A 22,442-nucleotide genomic window follows, 5' to 3' on the forward strand; every position below is an offset into this window, starting at 1 on the left:
CTTGCGCTCGGGGAACGCGCTCGATGTACTGGCGAGTAACATTCTGGTGGGAGCGGAGCCCGATCCAGCCGGAATCCGCCCCACAAGGCGCCTATGCTGCCTGCACAAGGCAGCTACGAAGAGACGATGCAGTAGGAGAGCCGGCGTGAGCTTGAGGATCGTTGTCTGTGTGAAGTACGTGCCCGACGCCACCGGCGACCGGCACTTCGCCGAGGACCTGACCGTCGACCGCGACGACGTGGACGGCCTGCTCTCGGAGCTCGACGAGTACGCGGTCGAGCAGGCGCTGCAGATCGCCGACGAGGCGGACGACGCCGAGATCACCGTGCTGACCGTGGGCCCCGAGGACGCCAAGGACGCGCTGCGCAAGGCGCTGTCCATGGGTGCCGACAAGGCCGTCCACGTCGAGGACGACGACCTGCACGGCACCGACGCGCTCGGCACCTCGCTGGTGCTCGCCAAGGCCATCGAGCACGTCGGCTACGACCTGGTCATCTCCGGCATGGCCTCCACCGACGGTGGCATGGGCGTCGTCCCGGCGATGGTCGCCGAGCGGCTGGGCGTCCCGCAGGTGACCCTGCTCTCCGAGGTCGCCGTCGCCGACGGCAAGGTGACCGGCCGCCGCGACGGCGACGCCGCCAGCGAGCAGCTGGAGGCCTCCCTCCCGGCCGTCGTGTCCGTGACCGACCAGTCCGGCGAGGCCCGTTACCCGTCCTTCAAGGGCATCATGGCCGCCAAGAAGAAGCCGGTGGAGTCCCTGGACCTCTCCGACCTCGGCCTCGAGGCGGAGGAGGTCGGTCTCGACGGCGCCTGGACCAAGGTCGACGAGGCCACGGAGCGCCCGGCCCGCACGGCCGGCACGATCGTCAAGGACGAGGGCGAGGGCGGCAAGCAGCTCGCCGAGTTCCTCGCGGGCCAGAAGTTCATCTGACCGCTTGAGGCCCGGGGGCCCCGCGGCGTCGCCCGCCGACGCCACCGCCCCCGGCGCACACGGCAGTCGAGCTTCCCCCGGTCCGTACGAACCGTCACCCGCCCCTCTTTTTCGCGCAGGAGAACACCCCATGGCTGAAGTCCTCGTTTACGTCGACCACGTGGACGGTGCCGTCCGCAAGCCCACCCTCGAGCTGCTCACCCTCGCCCGCCGCATCGGCGAGCCCGTCGCCGTGCACCTCGGTGCCGGTGCCGACGCCGCCGCGCCGGTGCTCGCCGAGTACGGCGCGGTCAAGGTCCTCACGGCCGACGCCCCCGAGTTCGCCGACTACCTCGTCGTACCGAAGGTGGACGCGCTGGCCGCGGCGTACCAGGCCGTCTCCCCGGCCGCCGTGCTCGTGCCGTCCTCCGCGGAGGGCAAGGAGATCGCGGCCCGTCTCGCGGTCCGCATCGGCTCCGGCATCATCACCGACGCCGTCGACCTGGAGGCCGGCGACGAGGGCCCGGTGGCCACGCAGTCCGTCTTCGCGGCCTCGTACTCCACCAAGTCCCGCGTCACCAAGGGCACCCCGGTCATCACCGTGAAGCCCAACTCCGCCGCCCCCGAGGCCGCCCCGGCCGCGGGCACCGTCGAGCAGCTGGCCGTCTCCTTCGGCGAGCTGTCGACCGGCACCAAGGTCGTCTCCCGCACGCCGCGCGAGTCGACCGGCCGTCCCGAGCTGACCGAGGCCGCGATCGTGGTCTCCGGTGGCCGTGGCGTCAACGGCGCCGAGAACTTCCCCCTCATCGAGGCGCTGGCCGACTCGCTCGGCGCGGCCGTCGGTGCCTCGCGTGCCGCCGTCGACGCCGGCTGGTACCCGCACACCAACCAGGTCGGCCAGACCGGCAAGGCGGTCTCCCCGCAGCTGTACATCGCGGCGGGCATCTCCGGCGCGATCCAGCACCGGGCCGGCATGCAGACCTCGAAGACGATCGTCGCCATCAACAAGGACGCCGAGGCCCCGATCTTCGAGCTGGTCGACTACGGCGTGGTCGGCGACCTCTTCGAGGTCGTCCCGCAGCTGACGGACGAGGTCAAGTCCCGCAAGGGCTGATCCCTTCCACTTCCGGCCCGCTGTCCGGTCAGCCGCTGAGGTCCCCGTGCGCCCCGCGCACGGGGACCTCACGCGTCTTCCCGCCGGGGCGCCCCGGGGTGTTGACCATCGGCCGGGGCGCCGATAGCTTCCCGCACACGGATAGTGGATTCCGTACAGCGGAAAGCTGACAGTCGGAGGGTGGGCAATGGGGCAGCACGAGACGGTGGCCACGACCTTCGCGGCCTCGGTGCGCGAGGCCGTCGACGCATCGCTCGCGGAGGTCGACGCGGAACTCGCGCGCCGCTACCCCGGCGATCCGGGCACCCGCCAGCCCGTCCACACGGTCTACGTCCCCGCCGACGCCTTCGCCGCCGACACCGTCCGCTCCTGGGGCGACCGGGCGCTCGCGGCCCTGGACGAACACGCTCCCGACGCCGCCGCGTTCGCCGCCGTCCTCGGACTGCGTGACGACCTCGCGGAGGAGGTTTACGAGCGGGTTCGCGACAAACTGTCACGCGAGCCCGTCGAGGACCTGCGGGTCGACTTCGAGGACGGCTACGGCCCGCGTCCCGACGCCGAGGAGGACGCCGCGGCCGCCCGCGCGGCGCGGCTCCTGGCCGCGGCGCACGCGGACGGCACGGCAGCCCCCTACGGGGGCATCCGGATGAAGTGCATGGAGGCGGCCGTCCGCGACCGGGGCATCCGCACCCTCGACATCTTCCTCACCGCACTGATGGAGGCCGGGGGGCTGCCTGAGGGACTCCTGCTCACCCTTCCCAAGGTCAGCCGTCCCGAGCAGGTCACCGCGATGGCCTGCCTGGCCGAGGAGTTCGAGAAGGCCCACGGCCTCGACGCGGGGCGGATCGGCTTCGAGATCCAGATCGAGACCACCCAGGCGATCCTGGGGGCCGACGGCCGTGCCACGGTGGCCCGGCTGATCGACGCCGCCCGGGGCCGCGCCACCTCCCTGCACTACGGCACCTTCGACTACAGCGCCGCCTGCCAGGTCGCCGCCGCGCATCAGGCCCTGGACCATCCGGTGGCCGACCACGCCAAGGCCGTCATGCAGGTCGCGGCGGCGGGCACGGGGGTCCGTCTGTCGGACGGTTCGACCAATGTGCTGCCCGTCGGCCCGGCCGAGCGGGTGCACGACGCCTGGCGGCTCCACCACCGCCTCGTACGCCGCTCCCTGGCCCGCGCGTACTACCAGGGCTGGGACATGCACCCCGCTCACTTGCCGACCCGTTACGCGGCCGTCTACGCCTTCTACCGCGAGGGTCTGGACCGGGCCGCCGCCCGGCTGGTCGCCTACGTCGGCCGGGCCGGTGGCGAGGTGATGGACGAGCCCGCGACGGCCAGGGCGCTCAGCGGCTTTCTGCTGCGCGGCCTGGACTGCGGTGCCCTCGACACGGAGGAGGTCGCCCGGCTGACCGGGCTGACGCGCGCCGACCTCGACGCTCTCGCGGGGCGCGGACCGCGGATGTGAGAGCGGGGGCGGGGGCCGCGGCCGGGGCGGATCAGTCTTCGGCGGGCGGGAGTTCGCCCGAGCCCCGCACGACGAGGCGGGTCGGCAGCTCCACGCGCCGCGGTGGCTCGCAGACCCCGTCCAGCCGTCGGAACAGCCGCTCGGCGGCCGTCCGGCCGAGGCGCACGGCGTCCTGGGCGATCACGGTGAGTCCGGGGGAGAGCAGGTCGGCCAGTTCGAGGTCGTCGAAGCCGACGAGTGCGACGGGACGGGGCCGGCCGGCTATGACGCGGACGACGGTGGCCGTCACCCGGTTGTTCCCCGCGAACAGGGCGGTGACCGGCCGGGGGCCGGCGAGCATCCGGACCGCTTCGGTCCGTACCCGCTCGGGGGCGGTGGGGCCGAGCGACACCCAGGCGTCGTCGACGGGGAGTCCGGCGGCCGTCATCGCGGCCCGGTAGCCGCGCAGCCGCTCGGTGGCGGTGTGGATGCCCACCTGGTCACCGATGAAGCCGATGCGGCGATGGCCATGGGCGATGAGGTGGGCGACCCCGTCGCGGGCGCCGCCGAAGCTGTCCGAGAGCACCACGTCGGCGTCTATCAGCCCGGCGGGACGGTCGACGAACACGGTCGCGACGCCCGCCGCGATCTCCGGTTCGAGATACCGGTGGTCATGGCCGGCCGGGATGATGATCAGACCGTCGACCCTGCGGGCACAGAGGGCGAGGGCCAGCTCGCGCTCGCGGTCCGGGTCCTCGGCGCTGGAGCCGCTGATGAGCAGCGCCCCATGGGCGCGCGCGACCTCTTCGACGGCGCGGTTGAGCGGCGCGTAGAAGGGGTCGGCGAGGTCTTCCAGCACGAGGCCGATGGAGGCGGTGCGGCCCTTGCGCAGGGTGCGGGCGCTGTCGTTGCGGCGGAAGCCGAGCGCGGTGATCGCGTCCTGGACCCGCCGCTCGGTGTCGGGGGTGACACCGGGCTCGCCGTTCACGACCCGCGAGACGGTCTTCAGCCCCACCCCGGCGCGGGCCGCCACGTCCTTCATGGTCGGACGGGTGCCGTAACGGGGCTGCGGGCGGCTGGCGGTGTCGGCCACGGTGGCTTGTCCTTCGTCGGGGTCCGCGGTGCGGCGGGTGACGTCGAGCATAGAGCCTGGACAACGTTGTCAACACCGGCGAGACTGACCTTCCGCCACCCCCCTGCCGCCCGTGTACCAGGAGAGACAGCCCCCATGCGCACCGCTTCCGACGACCTCGTCGCCGCTCTCGACATCGGCGGCACCAAGATCGCCGGTGCGCTCGTGGACGGCCGGGGACGGCTGCTCGTGCGCGCGCGGCGGTCGACGCCCGCGAAGGAGGACGGCGCGACGGTGATGGGCGCGGTGGCGGCGGTGCTCGACGAGCTCGCGCGGACCGCGCACTGGCCGCGCGTCCGGGCCGTGGGCATCGGCAGCGCGGGGCCCGTCGACGCCTCCACCGGCACGGTCAGTCCGGTCAATGTGCCCGGATGGCGTCACTTCCCGCTGGTCGCCGAAGTGGCAGGACTGGTCGGCGGGCGGCCGGTGGTCCTCGTGGGCGACGGGGTCGCGATGACCGCCGCGGAGCACTGGCAGGGCGCGGCCCGGGGGCGGGCCAACGCGCTGTGCATGGTGGTGTCCACCGGCGTGGGCGGTGGCCTGGTCCTGGGGGGCCGGCTTCACACCGGTCCCACGGGCAACGCGGGCCACATCGGGCACATCAGTGTCGACTTCGACGGTGACCCGTGTCCGTGCGGTGCCCGTGGCTGCGTCGAACGCATCGCCAGTGGCCCCAACATCGCCCGCCGGGCGCTGGACGCCGGCTGGCGTCCGGGCCCGGACGGTGACCGCAGTGCCGCGGCCGTCGCCGCCGCCGCCGAAGCGGGCGATCCGGTCGCGCTCGCCTCCTTCGCCCGCGCGGCGCAGGCGCTGGCCGCCGGCATCGCCGCCACCGCGACGCTCGTCGAGATCGAGGTCGCCGTCATAGGCGGCGGCGTCGCCGGAGCGGGCGAGGTGCTCTTCGCCCCGCTGCGGGAACGCCTGCGTGACTACGCCACGTTGTCCTTCGCGTCCTCGGTGGAGGTGCTTCCCGCCCGGCTCGGCTCGGACGCGGGTCTCGTCGGGGCGGCAGCGGCGGCGGCCGGGCACCTGGGGCTGTGGGAGGGGGCGGCGGGGAGCCGGGCCGCCGGGACGGGCCCCGCCGAATAGCGCGTGGCGCTGAATTCGGCCGCTGAGGGCCCGGCGTGCGCCATGCCGCTCGCACGCGTTTTCGTGGCAGGGTGTTCCGGGCAACGTCACAGTCCGGGCACTTCGCAGGGGGCTACGGAGAAGGGGGAACCGTGATCGTCTGGCTGAACGGTGCGTTCAGTGGGGGAAAGACCAGCACGGCCAGGGAGCTGACCGAGCTGATCCCGGACAGCACCCTCTTCGACCCCGAGGTGATCGGCGGGGCACTGCAGTATCTGCTCCCGGCGAAGCGGCTGGGCGAGGTCGGTGACTTCCAGGACCTGCCGATCTGGCGGCGGCTGGTCGCGGACACGGCGGCGGCGCTGCTCGCGGAGGTCGGCGGGGTGCTCGTGGTGCCCATGACGCTGCTGCGGCAGGAATACCGGGACGAGATCTTCGGAGCGCTCGCCTCCCGGCGGATCCGGGTGCGCCATGTGCTGCTCACCGTGGACGAAACGATACTTCGGGCCCGGATAGCGGGCCGCGAGGAGTACAAGGACGACCCCGAACGCAGCGAGTCCGTCCGCCAGTGGGCCCGGGACCACATCGCCCCCTACCGCGAGGCGCTGTCCTGGCTGGAGGCCGACGCTTTCGCCGTCGACACGGGCGCGCTGACGCCGCGCGAGGTGGCCGAGCGGGTCGCGGAGGCCGTCCGTACCGGAGCCGCGAGTACCTGCCCGATCGTCCAGACCCCGCAGCCGAAGGCCGAGACGCTGGCCGCGGGGGTGCTGCTCTTCGACGAGGAGGACCGGGTCCTGCTCGTCGACCCCACCTACAAGCCCGGCTGGGAGTTCCCCGGCGGGGTCGTCGAACCGGGGGAGGCGCCCGCCCGCGCGGGCATGCGCGAGGTCGCCGAGGAGATCGGCATCGAACTCGCCACGGTGCCACGGCTGCTGGTCGTCGACTGGGAGCCGCCGAAACCGCCCGGCTTCGGCGGGCTGCGGTTCCTCTTCGACGGCGGACGGCTGACCGGGGCCGACGCCCGCCGGCTACTGCTGCCCGGCGCGGAACTGCGCGGCTGGCGCTTCGTCACCGAGGACGAGGCGGCGTCCCTGCTGCCGCCGGTCCGGCTGAGCAGACTGCGCTGGGCGCTGCGCGCCCGCGAGCAGGGACGCCCGCTCAACCTCGAAGCGGGAGTCCCTGTCGGGTGACGGCTTCACGCTGACGGTTGCCCGGTACGGGTGACGGGCGCCGGGCAGCGGGCGCCGACCGGCGGGTCCGTCGGCGCCGCCGGGCCCGGTGAGCCGCCCGCGACGGACGGGTGACGGCGCCGCCGGGCCGCGGCCGCCCCGAGGGAACGCGCCGAAAGGACGCCTGAATCCGCGAGGCACACGGCAGTCCGTACCGGGACGCCTGGGAGGACGCCGTCCTCCCGGCGGTTTCCCCGGCGGGAGGATGTCAGCGCTTGCTGTCGGCGTAGTCGACGAGGAACAGGGCCTCGGCGAGGGAGAGCCGCTCCAGTTCCTCGGGCGAGACGCTCTCGTTGACCGCGTGGATCTGGGCCTCCGGCTCGCTCAGGCCGATCAGCAGGATCTCCGCCTCCGGGTAGAGCGCGGCCAGGGTGTTGCACAGCGGGATCGAGCCGCCCATGCCGGAGGTCTGCATCTCCTCGCCCGGGTACGCGACGCGCATCGCCGCGGCCATCGAGGTGTAGGCCGGGCTGGTGGTGTCGGCGCGGAACGCCTGTCCCTGGCCGACCTGCTCCACCGAGAGCCGGGCGCCCCACGGCGCCGCCGACTCCAGATGGGCGCTCAGCAGCTTCGTCGCCTCCGCGGCGTCCGTGCCCGGCGGCACCCGCAGGCTCACCAGGGCACGCGCCCCGGCGTGCACGGACGGGGTGGCGCCCACGACCGGCGGGCAGTCGATGCCGAGCACGGTGACGGCGGGGCGGGCCCAGATGCGGTCGGCCACCGTGCCGGAACCGATCAGGGAGACGCCGTCGAGCACCTTGGCGTCCTTGCGGAACTCCTCTTCCGGGTACTGCAGGCCGTCCCAGCTCGCCTCGGCCTGTGTCTCCAGCCCGGCGACGGTCGTGGACCCGTCCGCCGCGCGCAGCGAGTCGAGCACGCGGATCAGCGCGGCCAGCGCGTCGGGCGCGGCCCCGCCGAACTGGCCGGAGTGCAGATTGCCTTCCAAGGTGTCCACCTGGACACGGACGAGCGTCATACCGCGCAGCGTCGCGGTCACCGTCGGCAGCCCGACACGGAAGTTCCCCGTGTCACCGATGACGATGGTGTCGGCACTCAGCAGCTCCGGATGTGCTTGCGCGTACTGCTCCAGCCCCCCGGTGCCCTGCTCCTCCGAGCCTTCGACGATCACCTTCACATGGACCGGTATGCCGCCGTTGGCCTTGAGCGCCCGCAGCGCGGTCAGGTGCATGATCAGGCCGCCCTTGCAGTCGGCGGCGCCGCGCCCGTACCAGCGCCCGTCCCGCTCGGTCAGCTCGAACGGCGGCGAGACCCACGACGCCTCGTCCAGCGGCGGCTGCACGTCGTAGTGGGCGTAGAGCAGCACGGTGGGCGCACCGGCCGGGCCGGGGAGGTAGCCGTAGACGGACTGGGTGCCGTCGGGGGTGTCGAGCAGGGCGACATCCTCGAAGCCGTCCGCCCGCAGCGCCTCGGCCACCCAGTTCGCGGCCGCCTCGCACTCGCTCCGGGGGAACTGCGCCTCGTCCGCGACGGACTTGAAGGCCACCAGCTCGGCCAGCTCGGTCAGGGCGCGGGGCTGCAGCGAGGCGACGGTCGCCGCGAGCGCGGCCTGGGCCTGCTGGCGGGTCGAGGACGATTCCATGGAACGCTCCTTGTGGGCGCGGCGTTAAGTCCGTACATACGGGCGATGGTGATCCTGATCCTCCCATGTCCTACCGGGCCGCCCCCGGGCCCCTTCCCGCAGCGGGTGGGCCGGGCGGCTGCCCGTAGGATGCGGGCGGTAGCGGTAGCCGGTGATCGAGCGGGAGTAGAACCACAGGTGAGCAGCGACAACGCGGCCCAGGAAGCGGGCCGGGACGTACCCGGGGACGGGGAGCCGGTATGGGACGTCGTGGTGGTGGGAGCGGGTCCCGCCGGAGCCTCGGCCGCCTACGCGGCGGCATCGACGGGCCGAAAGGTCCTGCTTCTGGAGAAGGCCGAACTCCCGCGCTACAAGACGTGCGGCGGTGGCATCATCGGCCCCTCGCGCGACGCGCTTCCCCCCGGCTTCGAACTTCCCTTGCGTGACCGGGTGCACGCCGTCACCTTCTCCCTCAACGGGAAGCTGACGCGCACCCGACGCTCCAAGCGGATGCTCTTCGGTCTCATCAACCGCCCCGAGTTCGACGCGGGCCTGGTCGAGGTCGCCAGGAAGGCGGGCGCCGAGGTGCGCACCGGGGTGACCGTCTCGCGGGTCGAGCAGCACGGCTCGGCCGTGCCCGACCGGCGGACCGTCGCCATAGTGCTCGGCGACGGCGAGACCCTCCTGGCGCGCGCCGTCGTCGGCGCCGACGGCAGCGCCGGCCGGATAGGGGCACACGTCGGGGTGAAGCTCGATCAGGTGGACCTGGGCCTGGAGGCCGAGATCCCGGTGCCGGCGACGGTCGCCGAGGACTGGGCGGGCCGGGTGCACCTCGACTGGGGCCCGATCCCCGGCAGTTACGGCTGGGTCTTCCCCAAGGGGGACACCCTGACCGTCGGTGTGATCTCGGCGCGCGGCGAGGGCGCCGGCACCAAGCGCTATCTGGAGGACTTCATCGCGCGGCTCGGCCTCGCGGGCTTCGAGCCGAGTATCTCCTCCGGCCATCTGACCCGCTGCCGGTCCGACGACTCCCCGCTCTCCCGGGGCCGGGTGCTGGTCTGCGGCGACGCGGCGGGCCTGCTGGAGCCCTGGACCCGGGAGGGCATCTCCTTCGCCCTGCGCTCGGGGCGCCTGGCGGGGGAGTGGGCCGTCCGCATCGCCGAGGCGCAGGACGCGGTGGACGCCCGCCGCCAGGCGTTGAACTACGCCTTCGCCATCAAGGCCGGACTCGGCGTGGAGATGGGGGTCGGGCGCCGCATGCTCACGCTCTTCGAGCGCCGCCCCGGGCTGATCCACGCGGCGGTCACGGGCTTCCGCCCGGCCTGGCACGCGTTCGCGAGGATCACCCGCGGTACGACGACGCTGGCCGAGATCGTACGGACGCACCCGGTGGCACGGCGGGTGCTGTCCGCGATGGACAAGCACTAGGGCCTGTCCGGCGGATCTTCGCGGGCTCCCGACGCCCGGCACGCGCGCTCGCCGCGTGGGGAGAAGTCGCCCGAGTACGACCGGTACGAGGGCGATCCTCCGCCTTGTGATCGCACGCCCCGGACGCCGCTCGCTGATGCACGAAGATCCGCCGGAAAGGCCCTGGACGGCTCGGATCCGAGCGGGCGGCGGGTGCCATGGGGTGCTGCCGCCGCATGTCGGCGGCGGCCGAGGCTGTGTCCTTCCGGGGGCAGCCTCAGCCGCCCGCCTCGCCCTCCGGTCAGAACAACGCGTCGGGGCCCGCCACTTCCGGCGGGCGGACGGTCGCTGTCGTCTCCGCTCCCGGCGCGGCTGCCGCGAGGGGCCAGCCGGCCAACTGCCGGGTGTCGACCAGCAGCAGCCGCCCGTCCGTCGCGTCGAGGTACAGGTCCGGCCCGGCCACGGCCGTCACCCGGCCCGATACCGTGCGGCCGGGGGAGAGCCCGACGAGGCCGTGGCCCGGGCGGAGCCGGTCGAGATGGAAGGCCTCGTCGTGGTGGACCGGCGCGAACTCCCGCACGGCCAGTGAGTCGGGCAGCCCGTCGAGCCCACGGGCCCGTTCGTGCAAGGCGGCGAGCTCGGCGGTCCGTGCCGCTTGAGGCGGCAGCGGGTGCCGGGCGGCGCGCTTGGCCGCGTACGGGAAGCGATCCGGGACGTCGAGGGCCGCGCCCAGTACGGCCTCCGCGCGGCGTGCCGCCATCAGCGGGCCCCGCCCGAGCAGCGCGTACGACAGCGCGGCCTGCTCCAGCAGCCGGACACCCTCGCGCTCGGCGGCCGTGATGCCGACCTTGATCACTCCCGGTCCGAACCAGGCCAGATAGACGTCGTAGGGGCGCGGGTCGTCCATGGCGGTGTCGGCGGCCACGGAGTGCGAACGGTCCAGCCGCGCGCACTCCGGGCACTGGGCGGAGACCGCCGTGGCCGACACCTCGGCACCCGGCGGGCACGCGGTGTGCCGACCGCCTCTGCGCACCCCGACGCACACCCGCCGCGCCCCCGTCGTGAAGGCCAGCGGGCGCCCCGGGGGCAAGGGTGAGGTGCGGGCGCCGTGCACCGGATGCAACCAGGCCAGTGCCGGCCCGGAGAGGCTCCACCGCACCCCGGCGCACTGCCAGCTGTCACCCGTCGGGCTCACTCGTCCCGTCCTTTCCCACTGTCCTTACCCGGTCGCTCCCCTCGCGCGCGACCGCCTGGGGCCCGCCCCCGTCTACCCGATGGCCGAACGCTCCCGCCACAGCCGGGCGAGCGACGCGTCGCCCGTGCACCCCAACACGTCGAGAGGCAGCCGGTTCCACAGGGCCGTATACAGGTCGGACACCGGCCCCGCCAGCTCGCAGTCCGCCGGGCCCTCCGCCGTGCGCTCCGTGCGCGGCGGCCCGTCGGAGAGGCGGACCGTCCACACCGCGCCGGAGTCCGTGGCCCGCATACGCAGCGTACGAGGAGTGTCCGTGCGCACCCGGCTCCGCTCTCCGGCGTGAAACCCCATGAGCAGCTCCTCCACTCCGTCGGCGGCGAACTCGGCGTCCATGGGGGAGAAACCCGCGGAGGTGCCCGCGGACGAGGCACCCGCGGGAGAGGATCCGTCACCGAGCGCGGACTCGGCGTCGACACGGTGCACCGCCATCTCGTGGGCCTGGCGCCGTATCCAGAAGGCGAGGGGTGAGGGGGCCGGCATGAAGGTCCAGCACCGGAGGTCCGGCTCGGCGGCGGTCAGCGTCTCGACCAGCAGCTGGTGACCTTCCCGGAACCATGCGAGGAGCTCCGGCCCGTCCGCCTCGGGAGCCGTCGGCATCTCGATCGGCGCGGTGAGCGATTCTCCGACGATCCGCGCCGCCCACCGGTGCACGCTCCCGGTATGGGTCACCAGATCGCGCACCCGCCACTCCGGACAGGTCGGCACGGGGGCATCGAGTCCGGCCCGCGCGGCGGCTTCCGCGAGCCGTTGTCCGTCGCGGTCGAGAGTGGCGAGAAGACGGGAAGTATCCATGCCCCGAAGTCTGGCAGCCACCACTGACAACGCGGCCGGACGGACGACGACTTCGACTCCGCCGGGGCTCGGGCACGGACCCGCGGCCAGTGCCTCGTCGGCATGATCGGCGAGGCGGAACCGGCGGCTCCACGACGGGCGGACCGTCGCGTTGGCCGAGAGCGGCCCCGCGGCCGCCGAGGGCACGACGGCGGCCGGCGCGGCGCTGAGGAGCGGCCGTAGGCGGGTACTGTTCCCGGAATTGACCGATCCCGTTTTGTTCAACGTCGGCACAAAGTCAGAATAGGCATGTGACCCAGACTCGGACTACACGCCTGGAGCGGGGCCGGAGCGCCCTCGGCCCTGCCCTGGCGCTCGTACACACCGGCCGCGCCCCCACCCGTGCCGTGCTCACCGCCGAACTCGGCGTGACCCGCGCGACCGCCGGCGCCGTGGCCGCCGAGCTCGAGGCGCTCGGGCTGATCCAGGTCGACGCGCGCCCCGCGGCGCCCGCCGGCTCCCAGGGGCGCCCCTCGCACCGGCTCGCCATCGACCCCGACGGCCCCGTCGTCCTCGCCGCGCAGATCCACGCCGACGGATTCCGGGCCGCCCTCGTCGGGCTCGGCGGCCGGATGGTCGCCACCGCGCCCGGCTGCATGACGGTGCCCGCCGACCCGGCCCGCATCATCGACGCCGTCGTGGAGGCCGGGGCCGGCCTGCTGCGCGAGACCGGTCGTCGCTGCCTCGGCGCGGGGCTCGCCGTTCCCTCGGCCGTGGCCGAGCCGGACGGCACGGCGCTGAACCCGCTGCACCTGTCCTGGCCCGCGGGCGCGCCGGTCCGCGCGCTCTTCGCCGAAGCCCTCGCCAAGTCGGGCGTCCACGGCCCGGACGGCAGCGCCGTCGCCGGGGTGGCCGGCAACGACGTCAACCTCGCCGCCCTCGCCGAACACCGGCACGGCGCCGGCCGCGGTGCCCAGCACCTGCTGTGCGTCGCCACCGGCCACCGCGGTGTCGGCGGCGCGCTCGTCCTCGACGGCCGGCTGCACACCGGGAGCTCCGGTCTCGCCCTGGAGGTCGGTCACCTCACCGTCAACCCCGCGGGCGTGCCCTGTCACTGCGGCAGCCGTGGCTGCCTGGACGTCGAGACCGACCCGCTCGCCTTCCTCACCGCCGCCGGCCGTGATCCGGGACCGGAGGTCTCCCTCCTGCAACAGTCCCGCGACCTGCTCCGCTCGGAGTACGGGGACCCGACCGTCCGCGCCGCCGCCGATCTGATCGCCGGCCGGCTCGGCCTCGGCCTCGCCGGCCTGGTCAACATCCTCAACCCGGACCGGGTCGTCCTGGGCGGACTCCACCGGGAGCTGCTGGACGCCGATCCGGAGCGGCTGCGGGCCGTCGTCGCCGACCGCAGCCTCTGGGGCCGCAGCGGCAGCGTGCCGATCCTGGCCGCGAGCCTCGACCACAACAGCCTCATCGGAGCGGCCGAAGCGGCCTGGCAGCCGGTCCTCGACGACCCCTTGGTCGCCCTCGGCTGACCGCCGATCCCCGCCGCACCGCCGCCCCGGGCGCGCCCGGGGCGGTCAGCCGAGAACGGCGGACCGGGCCGGGGCGGGCTCGCGCAGCACAGCCGGCCGCCGGGGCAGCCGGGATCCGCCGAAGAGGGGGTTCTTCTCCAGCGCCGACAGTTCGAGAACGGACTGTTCGAAGACGGCGGTGGATTCCGAGGCTTTTACCAGCCGAGGAGGGGCAGCGGGGGCGCACGGGGGCACAGGGAGCGTAAACCAGACGACTTTCCCGCCGTCGAGGCGCTCCTCGACGCCCCAGCTCGCGCTGACGGCGGCGACGAGGGCGAGACCGCGCCCGTGCGTGCTGGCGACGTCGGGTTCCAGAACGCGCGGCAGGCGCGGATCGTGGTCCCGCACCGAGACCGTGAGGCGGTCCACCATGAGGTCGATCTCGACGGTGCAGCGTTTGTCGGGTTCCGCGTGTTGATGCACGTTGGTCAGGAGCTCGGTGACGCCGAGCGCCGCGGGATCGATGAGAGGGTCGAGATGCCAGTAGCGCAGCTGCGCAGATACGATTCTTCGGACCTGGCCTATGCGCGGGGGAAGCGCGTGGAGCTCTACGGTGCAGTGCTTGTTCATTCGGCTGATCACGGCTGCGACTCCCTGAAGAAGTAGGGCTAGCCTGATGCAGATACGCGTCTCGATACGCGTCTGTTCCGGTCCAGCGACGGTGGCTGCTCGAGCCGGCCGGCGGATACAGGATCAGTGCGTAACCGCCGATGAACCCTCGGTGAAGCTGGTACGAGTCCAGGGTCGACTCCTGCGGCCGAATGTGCAACTCCTGTACCTTCAGCCCCTTGCGCCGCTGCCGTGCGCGGAACGTACCGCGTCCAGGAAACGGCGGACGGCGACTGCTCCCGAGTCCCGGGTGGCGGGGTCACGCTGGCCCAGGGTGAGCAGATAGCGGGTGCCGTTCACGGTCGCCAGGGCCCGGTCCCGGGCGGCGAACCACGGCTTGCCGGCGCGGACCGAATCGATGGGCGCGCTGTCGATCTCCCGGCCGTAGCTGGTCAGCAGCCGGAACCTGCCGTCCTCGATCTTCACCTGGCCGGCCCGGGTGAGCGAGCGCAGAAAACGCTCGATCCGCACCCCTGTCGCGTTGAACTCCGGTTCCGCCACGACGCACCGCCTTCCCGGCCGAATTGTCTGTCTGGTGCGCAGTCTGCCCGTGAGGCGGCTCCGGCACCAGTGCCCATTTATGATCGAAACGTCCGAGTGCTCCGCATCGGCCCGATGGACATCGTGAGGAGCGGCGTGAACAGCACATCGAACACGGGGGCGACGAACGCGGGGGACAGACCGGAGGGGCGGGTGCCGACGGGCGCCGCCGTCCCGACCGTCGACGTGGACCGCAGCGACCCGCCCTACCGCGCCTGGCTCAAGGAGGCGGTCCGCAAGGTCCAGGCCGACGCGAACCGCTCCGCGGACACCCATCTGCTCCGGTTCCCGCTGCCGGACGAGTGGGGCATCGACCTCTATCTGAAGGACGAGTCCACCCACCCGACGGGAAGCCTCAAGCACCGGCTCGCCCGCTCGCTGTTCCTGTACGGGCTCTGCAACGGCTGGGTCCGCCCCGAATCCCCCGTGGTCGAGGCGTCCAGCGGCTCCACGGCCGTCTCCGAGGCGTACTTCGCGAAACTCGTCGGCGTGCCCTTCATCGCCGTCATGCCGCGTACGACCAGCCGGGAGAAGTGCCGGCTCATCGAATTCCACGGCGGGCAGTGCCATTTCGTGGACGACCCGCGGAAGATGTACCAGGAGGCGGCCGCCCTCGCCGCGCGGTCCGGGGGCCACTACATGGACCAGTTCACCTACGCCGAGCGGGCCACGGACTGGCGCGGCAACAACAACATCGCCGAATCGATCCACCACCAGCTCCGCCTCGAACGCCACCCGGAGCCCGCCTGGATCGTCGCCACCGCCGGTACGGGCGGCACCTCGGCGACCATCGCCCGCTACGTGCGCTACATGCAGCAGGACACCCGGGTCTGCGTCGCCGACCCCGAGAACTCCTGCTTCTTCGACGGCTGGAGGGACCGCGATCCGGCGGCGAGCAGCGAGCGGGGTTCGCGCATCGAGGGCATCGGGCGGCCGCGCATGGAACCGAGCTTCGTCACGGGCGCGATCGACCGCATGATGAAGGTCCCGGACGCGGCGAGCGTCGCGGCCGTCCGCGCCCTGGAAGCGGCGATCGGCCGCAAGGCGGGCGGCTCCACCGGCACCGGTCTGTGGGCCGCGCTCAAGATCGTCGCGGAGATGGCCGACCAGGGGCGCGCGGGCAGTGTCGTCACCCTCATCTGCGACCCGGGCGAGCGCTACCTCGACAAGTACTACTCCGACGTGTGGCTCGCCGAGCAGGGCCTGGACATCACCCCCTACGCCATGACGATCAGCCGCTTCCTGGCGACCGGCCGGTGGCCGGCCTGACACGCGATCACCCCGCATGCCCCCGGGCGTCCGCCAGCCGCCGGTCCAGTGACCGCACCGCCCCGCGGAAGGCGTGCCCCACCCCCGGCCGCGCCGGACCGAGCACCAGCCGCACCGGCGCCGAGGCGTCCACGGCCACCGTCCACCGGACGATCGTGCCGCTTCCGGCGGGGATCAGCAGCCAGTCCTCCAACAGGGCACGCAGCCCGGGAGCATTCGTCTCATCGGCCCGGTAGGCGTACCGCGTCATGGGCTCCGCCGCCACCACCGTCTCGGTGAAACGGCACCCGCCCCACAGCCGCACCTCCCGGCCCGCCCGGCCCTCCCGCTCCACCGGCCGCGCCCAGGTCACCGCGCGGAACCACCGCGGCCACGCCTCCACGTCATCGGCCAGCGCACGGTAGACCTCCCCGGGCGCCGCGACCGCGTGGGCGGCGCATACCAGTCGCAGGGGTGCGGTCTCGGTGAAGTCCAGCCCCACAGGGCGGAGTCCGTGCGCCATCGCCATGCACCCCCGGCCGGGTCGACTGATCGAGCGGGCGCCGCCACCTTAGTCCGCGCCGACGAGGTGAGGCGATGGGTCCGCAAGCGGGCGGGACGGGGGCCTGCGGGGGAGAGAGGCGCCCTCAGATGCCGACGACCTCGCCGGAGGGGCCCGCGACCACCAGCTCCGGCAGCCGTTCGGATATCTCCGCGCGTGCCGGGGCCGGCAGCCCCGCGTCCGTCACCAACGCGTCGACCTCCTCGAGGGTCGCGAAGGAACTCAGACCCACCGTGCCCCACTTGGTGTGGTCCGCGAGGACCACGACCCGCCGGGCGGACCGCACGAAGTGCCGGTTGGTCTCGGACTCCGCGAGATTGGGCGTCGACAGACCCGCTTCCGCGGATATGCCGTGCACCCCGATGAACAGCACATCGAAGTGCAGCGAGCGGATGGCCGCGTCCGCCACCGGGCCCACCAGCGTGTCCGACGGTGTCCGCACCCCGCCCGTCAGCACCACCGTCGCCGCGCCCGGACGGGCCGCCGGGCCGACGGCCGTCATCGACCGCTGGGCGCTGTGGAAGACATCGGCGACCCGCACCGAGTTGGTCACCACCGTCAGATCCGGGACCTCGACCAACTGCTGCGCCAGCGCGAACACCGTCGTCCCACCGGCCAGGGCTATCGCACTGCCCGGCGCGGCCATCCTCGCCGCCGCCCGCGCGATGTCCGCCTTGGCGCTCAGCTCCAGGGTCGACTTCGCCTCGAAACCGGGCTCGTGCGTGGTCGCCTCCGCGACCGGCACCGCGCCGCCGTGCACCTTCTCCACGGCACCCTGCCGGGCCAGCGCGTCCAGATCGCGACGGACCGTCATGTCCGAGACGTTGAGCTTGCGCGTCAGCTCATTGACCCGCACACCGCCGCGCCGTCTGACCTCGTCGAGGATCAGGGCACGCCGCTGTTCCGCCAGGAGATTCTGGTTGTCGCCCACCCGGCCCGTCCTTTCGATCCAGCCGCCGCCGACGGCGCGCGCACATCCTCCCACGCGTATACGACACCGACAGGTTCGCTGGGCTCGATCACGATTGCGCTTCGCTCATCGCGGACAAGGTGTCGTCGGCGCCCACCGGGACAATCCTTGGAGCGTGACACCACACCGGGATCGGGGGACACGGTGGCATCGACCGAACAACCGGACGCGAGAGAACAGACGGGCGGACCGCTCGGCCGGACCACGGGGGCGGACCGCCCCGACGCGGCGCTCGCGGGCGAGCCCGCGACGGAGGCCATGGGCCCGCACGAGGCCGAGGCCGATCCCTGCGCGGACGCGCGGCTCGCGCTGGAGCTCCTCGTGCACGGCGTCGGCGGCGCCACCGCGCAGGGCATGCTGACCGACCCCCGCACCGACCGCGTCGCGGGCGACGACGTGGCCGGCATCCACCGCCGCGTCGAGGACCGCGACGCGGAGGACCGGCCGGACGACTACCGCGACCAGCCGGTCCGCGAGGCGTACGTCTGGTCCAACCTCACCTCCGGGAACGGCACACGCGCCCTGTGGCTGCTGCTCCTGCCCTTCATGGTCGTCAACCTCGCGCACTGGATGCGGCCCACGACACGGGACCGCGGCAGGACCGTACGGGCGTACGGCGTGCTGGTGCGTCTGATCGCGCTCAGCCTCACCGTGCTGCTCACCGCGGCCGTCTGCGAGGTCGCCCTCGACCTGACGGCATGGCAGTGCGCGGGCACGCGCGCGTGCTCCGAGCGGAAGTCGTGGCTCGGCTTCATGGCGGCCGGGCACGGCGGCTGGTGGAGTGAGCCGGGCCGCCGGCTCGCGCTCGCCGCCGTCGTCCCCACCGCCCTGATGGCGACGCTGTGGCTGCTCTCCCACCGCACCTGGAGCGCGTACGAATCCCAGCAGCCCACCGGCCGCACCGTCGACGAGGGCGACCAGCGGGCGGCCGGCCGGCCCGCCCTGTGCCTGCCGGGCTTCTGGTACGGGCGGCGGATCGTGGCCCGGCTGCGCGCCGCCCACACCGCGGCCGGGTTCCTGACCATCGCCGCCGTCCTCTGCCAGGCCTCCGGCCGCTACGACCGCCGATCCGGCGGCAGCGCCGCACTGGCCACCGCGGGCTGGGCGCTCGACGCGGCGCTGGCGGTCGCCGCGGGATTCGTGGTCCTCGTCGTCTGCCGCCGCGGCCGCAGCGAGCACAGAGCCGACCACACCCGCGACCGCTTCACCACGCGGGCGCTGCCCGGCTCCGCCCTCGCCCTCCTGCTGCTCGCCGCCCTGCACACGGCATGGAGCCGGCCCGGCTGGACGTCCGCCGGCATGCTGTCCGGGAACAGGACCTTCGGCCTGATCGCCCTCACCCAGGGCGCCCTCGTCGTCCTGCTGTCGCTCGCCGCCCTGCGCCTGCACCGCGCCGCCCCCGTCGAGCGGACCCCGCTGCGCGGCCTCGCCGGTCCCGCCGTCGCGATGCTCGCCTGCGCGCTCGGCGGCGTCATGGCCGGCGGAGCGGCCCAGCGCATCGCCGACTGGCTCGACGGCGACGCGACCCCCGGCATGGGGGAGGGGCCGATGCCGGGGCCGCCGGTGGTGCTCTCCTGGCAGGCGTCCGTCATCCCGGTGCTGCTCGCCGCGCTGCTCGTGCTGCTGCTCCACTTCGCCGTACAGACCCTCGTGGTGCGCCGGCGACTGCTGCGCACCGTCCCCGACGGCTACCCCGGCGAGCGCCCCGACAACGCCCGTACGCGCACCATCGCGGGCGTCATCGCCCGCGCGGGACTCACCGACTCCGCCCCCTGGGTGATCGGCGCGGTCTCCGCGCTGACCCTCCTGCTCGGCGGCTGCGCCGTGGCCGGCGCCTGGCTCACCCGCGATGTGCCCGGCCAGGCAGCCGAGGGCAGTCCCGGGGTCGTCGAGGACGGGGCCCAGGCCGTGCAGGCCCTCGGCTCGTGGTTCGTGGGCGTGGGCTTCGTCCTGCTGCTCACCTGGGGCCGGCGCGCCTACCGCGACCCCGCCGCCCGGCGCACCATCGGCATCCTCTGGGACGTCGGGACGTTCTGGCCGCGCGCCGCCCACCCCTTCGCGCCCCCGTGCTACGCGGAGCGCGCCGTCCCCGACCTCACCTGGCGCATGCAGAGCTGGACCGAGCGCACCGGAGGCCGGCTCGTCATCTCCGGGCATTCCCAGGGCAGCGTCCTCGCGGCCGCCGCCGTCTGGCAACTCGACCCCGACACCCGCCGGTGCGTCGCGCTGCTCACCTACGGCTCACCCATCGAGCGGCTGTACGGGCGCTGGTTCCCGGCGTACTTCGGTCCCGCCCAACTCACCGCGCTGCACGGCGAAATACACTGCTGGCGCAATCTGTGGCGGCTCACCGACCCCATCGGCGGCCCGATCCGGCTCCCGGAGGGCACGGGCACCGAGGTCGACTGCGGCCCGCTCAAGGACCCCCTGGCCTACGGGCGTACGGTCGAACACCCGCTGCCCGCGCCGATCCTCGGCCATTCCGACTACCAGACGGACCCCGCCTTCACCCAGGAACGCACCATGCTGCTGGCCCGGCTGGCGATGTGGATGCCGGCCCAGCCTCCTCAGGGCAGCTCGGGCAGGTCCTCCGGGTAGAGCAGGGTGAGGTCGTCGGTGCTCGGGTCGCGCAGCTGCGCGACCCGGCCCGCGTGCCGTTCGACCATCGCCTCGAAGGTCTGACGGGCGGTACGGCCGTTGCCGAACGCCGGCCCCTTCGGGATGGCTGTGAAATACCTGAGCAGCGCCTCGGCGGCACCCTCACCGATGCGGTACTCGTGCTCCTCCGCCTGCTGCTCCACGATCCGCAGCAGCTCCTCGGGCGCGTAGTCACCGAAGGTGATGGTGCGTGAGAAGCGCGAAGCCACCCCGGGGTTGACCGTCAGGAAGCGTTCCATCTCGGCGGTGTACCCGGCGACGATCACCACGACCGCCTCCCGGTGGTCCTCCATCAGCTTCACCAGGGTGTCGATGGCCTCCCGGCCGAAGTCCCGGCCCGAGTCCTCCGGCGACAGCGCGTACGCCTCGTCGATGAACAGCACCCCGCCGCGCGCCCGGTCGAAGGCCTCCTGGGTGCGGATGGCGGTCGAGCCGATGTGCTCGCCCACCAGGTCCACCCGCGACACCTCCACCAGATGGCCGCGCTCCAGCACGCCCAGCGAGGCGAGGATCTCGCCGTAGAGGCGGGCCACCGTGGTCTTGCCGGTGCCGGGGGAGCCGGTGAAGACCAGATGCCGGCGGACGGAGGCGGCCTTCAGGCCCGCCTCCTGACGGCGGCGACCGACCTCGATCATGTCGGTCAGCGCGCGGACCTCACGCTTGACGCTCTCCAGACCCACCAGCGCGTCGAGTTCGCCGAGCACCGTCGTGGAGCCGCGGACGGGCTCGGAGCCGGCGCCCCCGGGCCCGGGCGCCTCGGGAGAGCGCTGCGTCGGCACCGCGACCCGCGGCACCGCCGGGCGGACGGCCGGGACGGTGGCCGCCGGCCCCGGTGCCGCCCGTGAGACGCCCGCCAGCAGGAGCGCGCTCTCGTCGCTCGTGCAGCCCTCGCTGACCGGGCCGTCCTCGGCGAACTGGTACCCACCCCGCGCGCACCGCTCCGTGCGGCACCGGGTCAGGGTCGTACGGCAACCGTCGATGACGTGGAAGCCGTAGCCGGCGCTGTCCGTCACCCGGCAGTCGTCGAACGTGCCCCGGCCGCCCGCCGACACATAGAACCCCGCCTCCACGGGCGAACTCACCGTGCAGTCACGGACGGTGGGATCGGCGCCCTTGGTGACGATGACACCGGTCGCCGTCGCGTCGAAGGTGCAACCCGTCAGCGTGCCGCCACTGCCGTGGTCACGGAACCACGCACCGGTCGCCGCCTCACGGACGCGGCAGTCGTCGAGCTGCGCCGTCGCCCCGTCCCGCACCGAGACGGCGGTGTTGCGGACCTGGGAGAGGTCGCTGTCGACGACGTCGACCCGCGAGCCGCGGTCCAGGACGAACAGCGCGTCCGGGACCTCGCGCACCCGGCAGGAGCCGAGCGAGGCGGTGGCACCGTCACTCACCCACACGGCCGGATAGTCGCCCGTGCTGTCGCGGATCTCGCAGTCCTCCGCCTCCGCCCGCGTGCCCGGATCCCACACCGACAGACCGTTGCGCCCGAACCGGCGCACCGTCGAGCGCGTCAGTGTCAGTACCGACCGCGAGCGCAGATCGACCCCGTTCTCCGGGACGTCGTGGATGTCGCAGCCGTCGAGGGCGAGCACCGCGTCGGTGTCGAGGACCACGCCGTCCCCGGACGTACGGTGCACCCGGCAGCCGGTGAGCCGGCCGGCCGCGCGCGCCGCCACCTGCACCCCGGCACCCCTGATCTCGTACACCTCGCAGTCGACCGCGTCCAGGGTGCTGCCCTCGCCGGTCAGTGACAGCCCCGCGCCCGAGGTGTGATGGACCCGGCAGCGCTCCAGCCGCGGATGACCACCGCCGTGCACGGCGACCCCCGACTGCCCCGCGGCCACCACCTCGCAGTCTTCGAACACACCGCCCGCGCCGTCCAGGACGCCGATGCCCACCCCGCCCGGGTTGTCGACCGCGCAGCGGCGCACGGTCGGCCGGGAGCCCCCGCCGCGCACCTCGATGCCCACCGCGGAACGGGTCGTGATCCGCAGGTCGGACAGGTCCGGCGCCCCGTTCTCGACGAGGAGGGCGGGCGCGGCCGAGTCCTGGCCCTCGATGTGCAGATCGATCAATGTCGCGGAGGCCCGGACGGTCAGGGCGACGCCCTCGGCGGGCGCGATCCGCACCGGACCGACGGCTCCCTCGGCGCCGCGCAGCGTCACGTCCCGCGCGACGACCACGTTCTCCCGATAGGTACCCGGCGCGATGAACAGCACGTCCCCGTCGGCGGCGGCCTCCAGCGCCGAGGCGAGACAGTCGTACTCTCCCGCACGACGCCGCCACCGTGCCGTGCCGGTGTGTGTGACCTGGACCGACCCCTGTGCCATGGCGCTGCCGTGCCCCCACCTCGTACGTCGCGTGCG

At 73.6% G+C, this 22,442-nt stretch carries 18 protein-coding genes; 9 read left to right on the plus strand and 9 right to left on the minus strand.

Translation table 11 applies throughout. The annotated features are described in order from the left end of the window. The first annotated feature begins 145 nt into the window (after positions 1 to 145). The 3 genes from AB8O64_RS32140 (at position 146) to AB8O64_RS32150 (ending at position 3,492) form a co-directional block, all read left to right on the plus strand. Entirely contained in the window at positions 146 to 931 is a 786-nt protein-coding gene (locus AB8O64_RS32140) for an electron transfer flavoprotein subunit beta/FixA family protein (RefSeq protein WP_356459125.1), read from the plus strand. A 130-nt stretch (positions 932 to 1,061) separates the two neighbouring features. Further along, a complete protein-coding gene (locus AB8O64_RS32145) occupies positions 1,062 to 2,024 on the plus strand; it encodes an electron transfer flavoprotein subunit alpha/FixB family protein (RefSeq protein ID WP_356459127.1) in 963 nt (320 codons plus the stop codon). 187 nt (positions 2,025 to 2,211) lie between these two features. Then, a complete protein-coding gene (locus AB8O64_RS32150) occupies positions 2,212 to 3,492 on the plus strand; it encodes an aldolase (protein WP_370423096.1) in 1,281 nt (426 codons plus the stop codon). A 31-nt stretch (positions 3,493 to 3,523) separates the two neighbouring features. On the opposite strand, the gene AB8O64_RS32155 is transcribed toward AB8O64_RS32150, so the two are convergent. Continuing rightward, a complete protein-coding gene (locus tag AB8O64_RS32155) occupies positions 3,524 to 4,513 on the minus strand; it encodes a LacI family DNA-binding transcriptional regulator (protein ID WP_370424037.1) in 990 nt (329 codons plus the stop codon). 186 nt (positions 4,514 to 4,699) lie between these two features. Between AB8O64_RS32155 and AB8O64_RS32160 the strand changes: the two genes are divergently transcribed. Then, positions 4,700 to 5,692 (plus strand): ROK family protein, encoded by a 993-nt coding sequence (locus AB8O64_RS32160; protein WP_370423097.1) that lies wholly within the window; start codon positions 4,700 to 4,702, stop codon positions 5,690 to 5,692. A gap of 131 nt (positions 5,693 to 5,823) precedes the next feature. Further along, entirely contained in the window at positions 5,824 to 6,861 is a 1,038-nt protein-coding gene (locus tag AB8O64_RS32165) for an NUDIX domain-containing protein (RefSeq protein ID WP_370423099.1), read from the plus strand. Between the two features lie 247 nt (positions 6,862 to 7,108). On the opposite strand, the gene AB8O64_RS32170 is transcribed toward AB8O64_RS32165, so the two are convergent. Beyond that, positions 7,109 to 8,500, minus strand: coding sequence for a dipeptidase (locus tag AB8O64_RS32170; RefSeq protein ID WP_370423100.1), 1,392 nt, complete (start codon positions 8,498 to 8,500; stop codon positions 7,109 to 7,111). 177 nt (positions 8,501 to 8,677) lie between these two features. Here AB8O64_RS32170 and AB8O64_RS32175 point away from each other — a divergent pair, with 177 nt between their 5' ends. After that, positions 8,678 to 9,907 carry a geranylgeranyl reductase family protein gene (locus tag AB8O64_RS32175; RefSeq protein ID WP_356450038.1) on the plus strand — a complete coding sequence of 410 codons (1,230 nt, stop codon included), beginning with the start codon at positions 8,678 to 8,680 and terminating at the stop codon, positions 9,905 to 9,907. Between the two features lie 280 nt (positions 9,908 to 10,187). Here the strand turns inward: AB8O64_RS32175 and AB8O64_RS32180 are convergent, their stop codons facing one another. After that, a complete protein-coding gene (locus AB8O64_RS32180; RefSeq protein ID WP_370423102.1) occupies positions 10,188 to 11,081 on the minus strand; it encodes a DUF2797 domain-containing protein in 894 nt (297 codons plus the stop codon). 72 nt (positions 11,082 to 11,153) lie between these two features. Further along, positions 11,154 to 11,933 carry a maleylpyruvate isomerase family mycothiol-dependent enzyme gene (locus AB8O64_RS32185; protein WP_370423104.1) on the minus strand — a complete coding sequence of 260 codons (780 nt, stop codon included), beginning with the start codon at positions 11,931 to 11,933 and terminating at the stop codon, positions 11,154 to 11,156. 290 nt (positions 11,934 to 12,223) lie between these two features. Here AB8O64_RS32185 and AB8O64_RS32190 point away from each other — a divergent pair, with 290 nt between their 5' ends. Further along, the gene (locus tag AB8O64_RS32190) at positions 12,224 to 13,447 is read left to right on the plus strand and encodes an ROK family protein (protein WP_370423106.1); all 1,224 of its coding nucleotides are present in this window, start codon (positions 12,224 to 12,226) and stop codon (positions 13,445 to 13,447) included. Between the two features lie 45 nt (positions 13,448 to 13,492). On the opposite strand, the gene AB8O64_RS32195 is transcribed toward AB8O64_RS32190, so the two are convergent. Both AB8O64_RS32195 and AB8O64_RS32200 read right to left on the minus strand, forming a co-directional pair. Then, positions 13,493 to 14,068: an ATP-binding protein gene (locus AB8O64_RS32195; RefSeq protein ID WP_356450033.1), complete on the minus strand. Its 576-nt coding sequence runs from the start codon at positions 14,066 to 14,068 to the stop codon at positions 13,493 to 13,495. 198 nt (positions 14,069 to 14,266) lie between these two features. Next, positions 14,267 to 14,596, minus strand: coding sequence for a hypothetical protein (locus AB8O64_RS32200; protein WP_370423107.1), 330 nt, complete (start codon positions 14,594 to 14,596; stop codon positions 14,267 to 14,269). Positions 14,597 to 14,788: 192 nt separating this feature from the next. On the opposite strand from AB8O64_RS32200, the gene AB8O64_RS32205 reads away from it, so the two are divergent. Continuing rightward, positions 14,789 to 15,904, plus strand: coding sequence for a PLP-dependent cysteine synthase family protein (locus AB8O64_RS32205; protein WP_370424038.1), 1,116 nt, complete (start codon positions 14,789 to 14,791; stop codon positions 15,902 to 15,904). 7 nt (positions 15,905 to 15,911) lie between these two features. Here the strand turns inward: AB8O64_RS32205 and AB8O64_RS32210 are convergent, their stop codons facing one another. Both AB8O64_RS32210 and AB8O64_RS32215 read right to left on the minus strand, forming a co-directional pair. Beyond that, positions 15,912 to 16,406 carry an SRPBCC family protein gene (locus tag AB8O64_RS32210; protein WP_370423108.1) on the minus strand — a complete coding sequence of 165 codons (495 nt, stop codon included), beginning with the start codon at positions 16,404 to 16,406 and terminating at the stop codon, positions 15,912 to 15,914. 124 nt (positions 16,407 to 16,530) lie between these two features. Then, entirely contained in the window at positions 16,531 to 17,376 is an 846-nt protein-coding gene (locus tag AB8O64_RS32215) for a DeoR/GlpR family DNA-binding transcription regulator (protein WP_370423110.1), read from the minus strand. 297 nt (positions 17,377 to 17,673) lie between these two features. Here AB8O64_RS32215 and AB8O64_RS32220 point away from each other — a divergent pair, with 297 nt between their 5' ends. Then, positions 17,674 to 20,013 carry a hypothetical protein gene (locus AB8O64_RS32220; protein WP_370424039.1) on the plus strand — a complete coding sequence of 780 codons (2,340 nt, stop codon included), beginning with the start codon at positions 17,674 to 17,676 and terminating at the stop codon, positions 20,011 to 20,013. Here AB8O64_RS32220 and AB8O64_RS32225 read toward each other — a convergent pair. Beyond that, complete coding sequence (locus tag AB8O64_RS32225) at positions 19,983 to 22,406, minus strand: right-handed parallel beta-helix repeat-containing protein (RefSeq protein WP_370423112.1); 2,424 nt, start codon at positions 22,404 to 22,406, stop codon at positions 19,983 to 19,985. The two genes, AB8O64_RS32220 and AB8O64_RS32225, sit on opposite strands and share 31 nt — an antisense overlap. Positions 22,407 to 22,442 lie beyond the last annotated feature (36 nt).

This window comes from Streptomyces sp. QH1-20, from assembly GCF_041283565.1.
GTDB lineage: Bacteria > Actinomycetota > Actinomycetes > Streptomycetales > Streptomycetaceae > Streptomyces > Streptomyces syringius.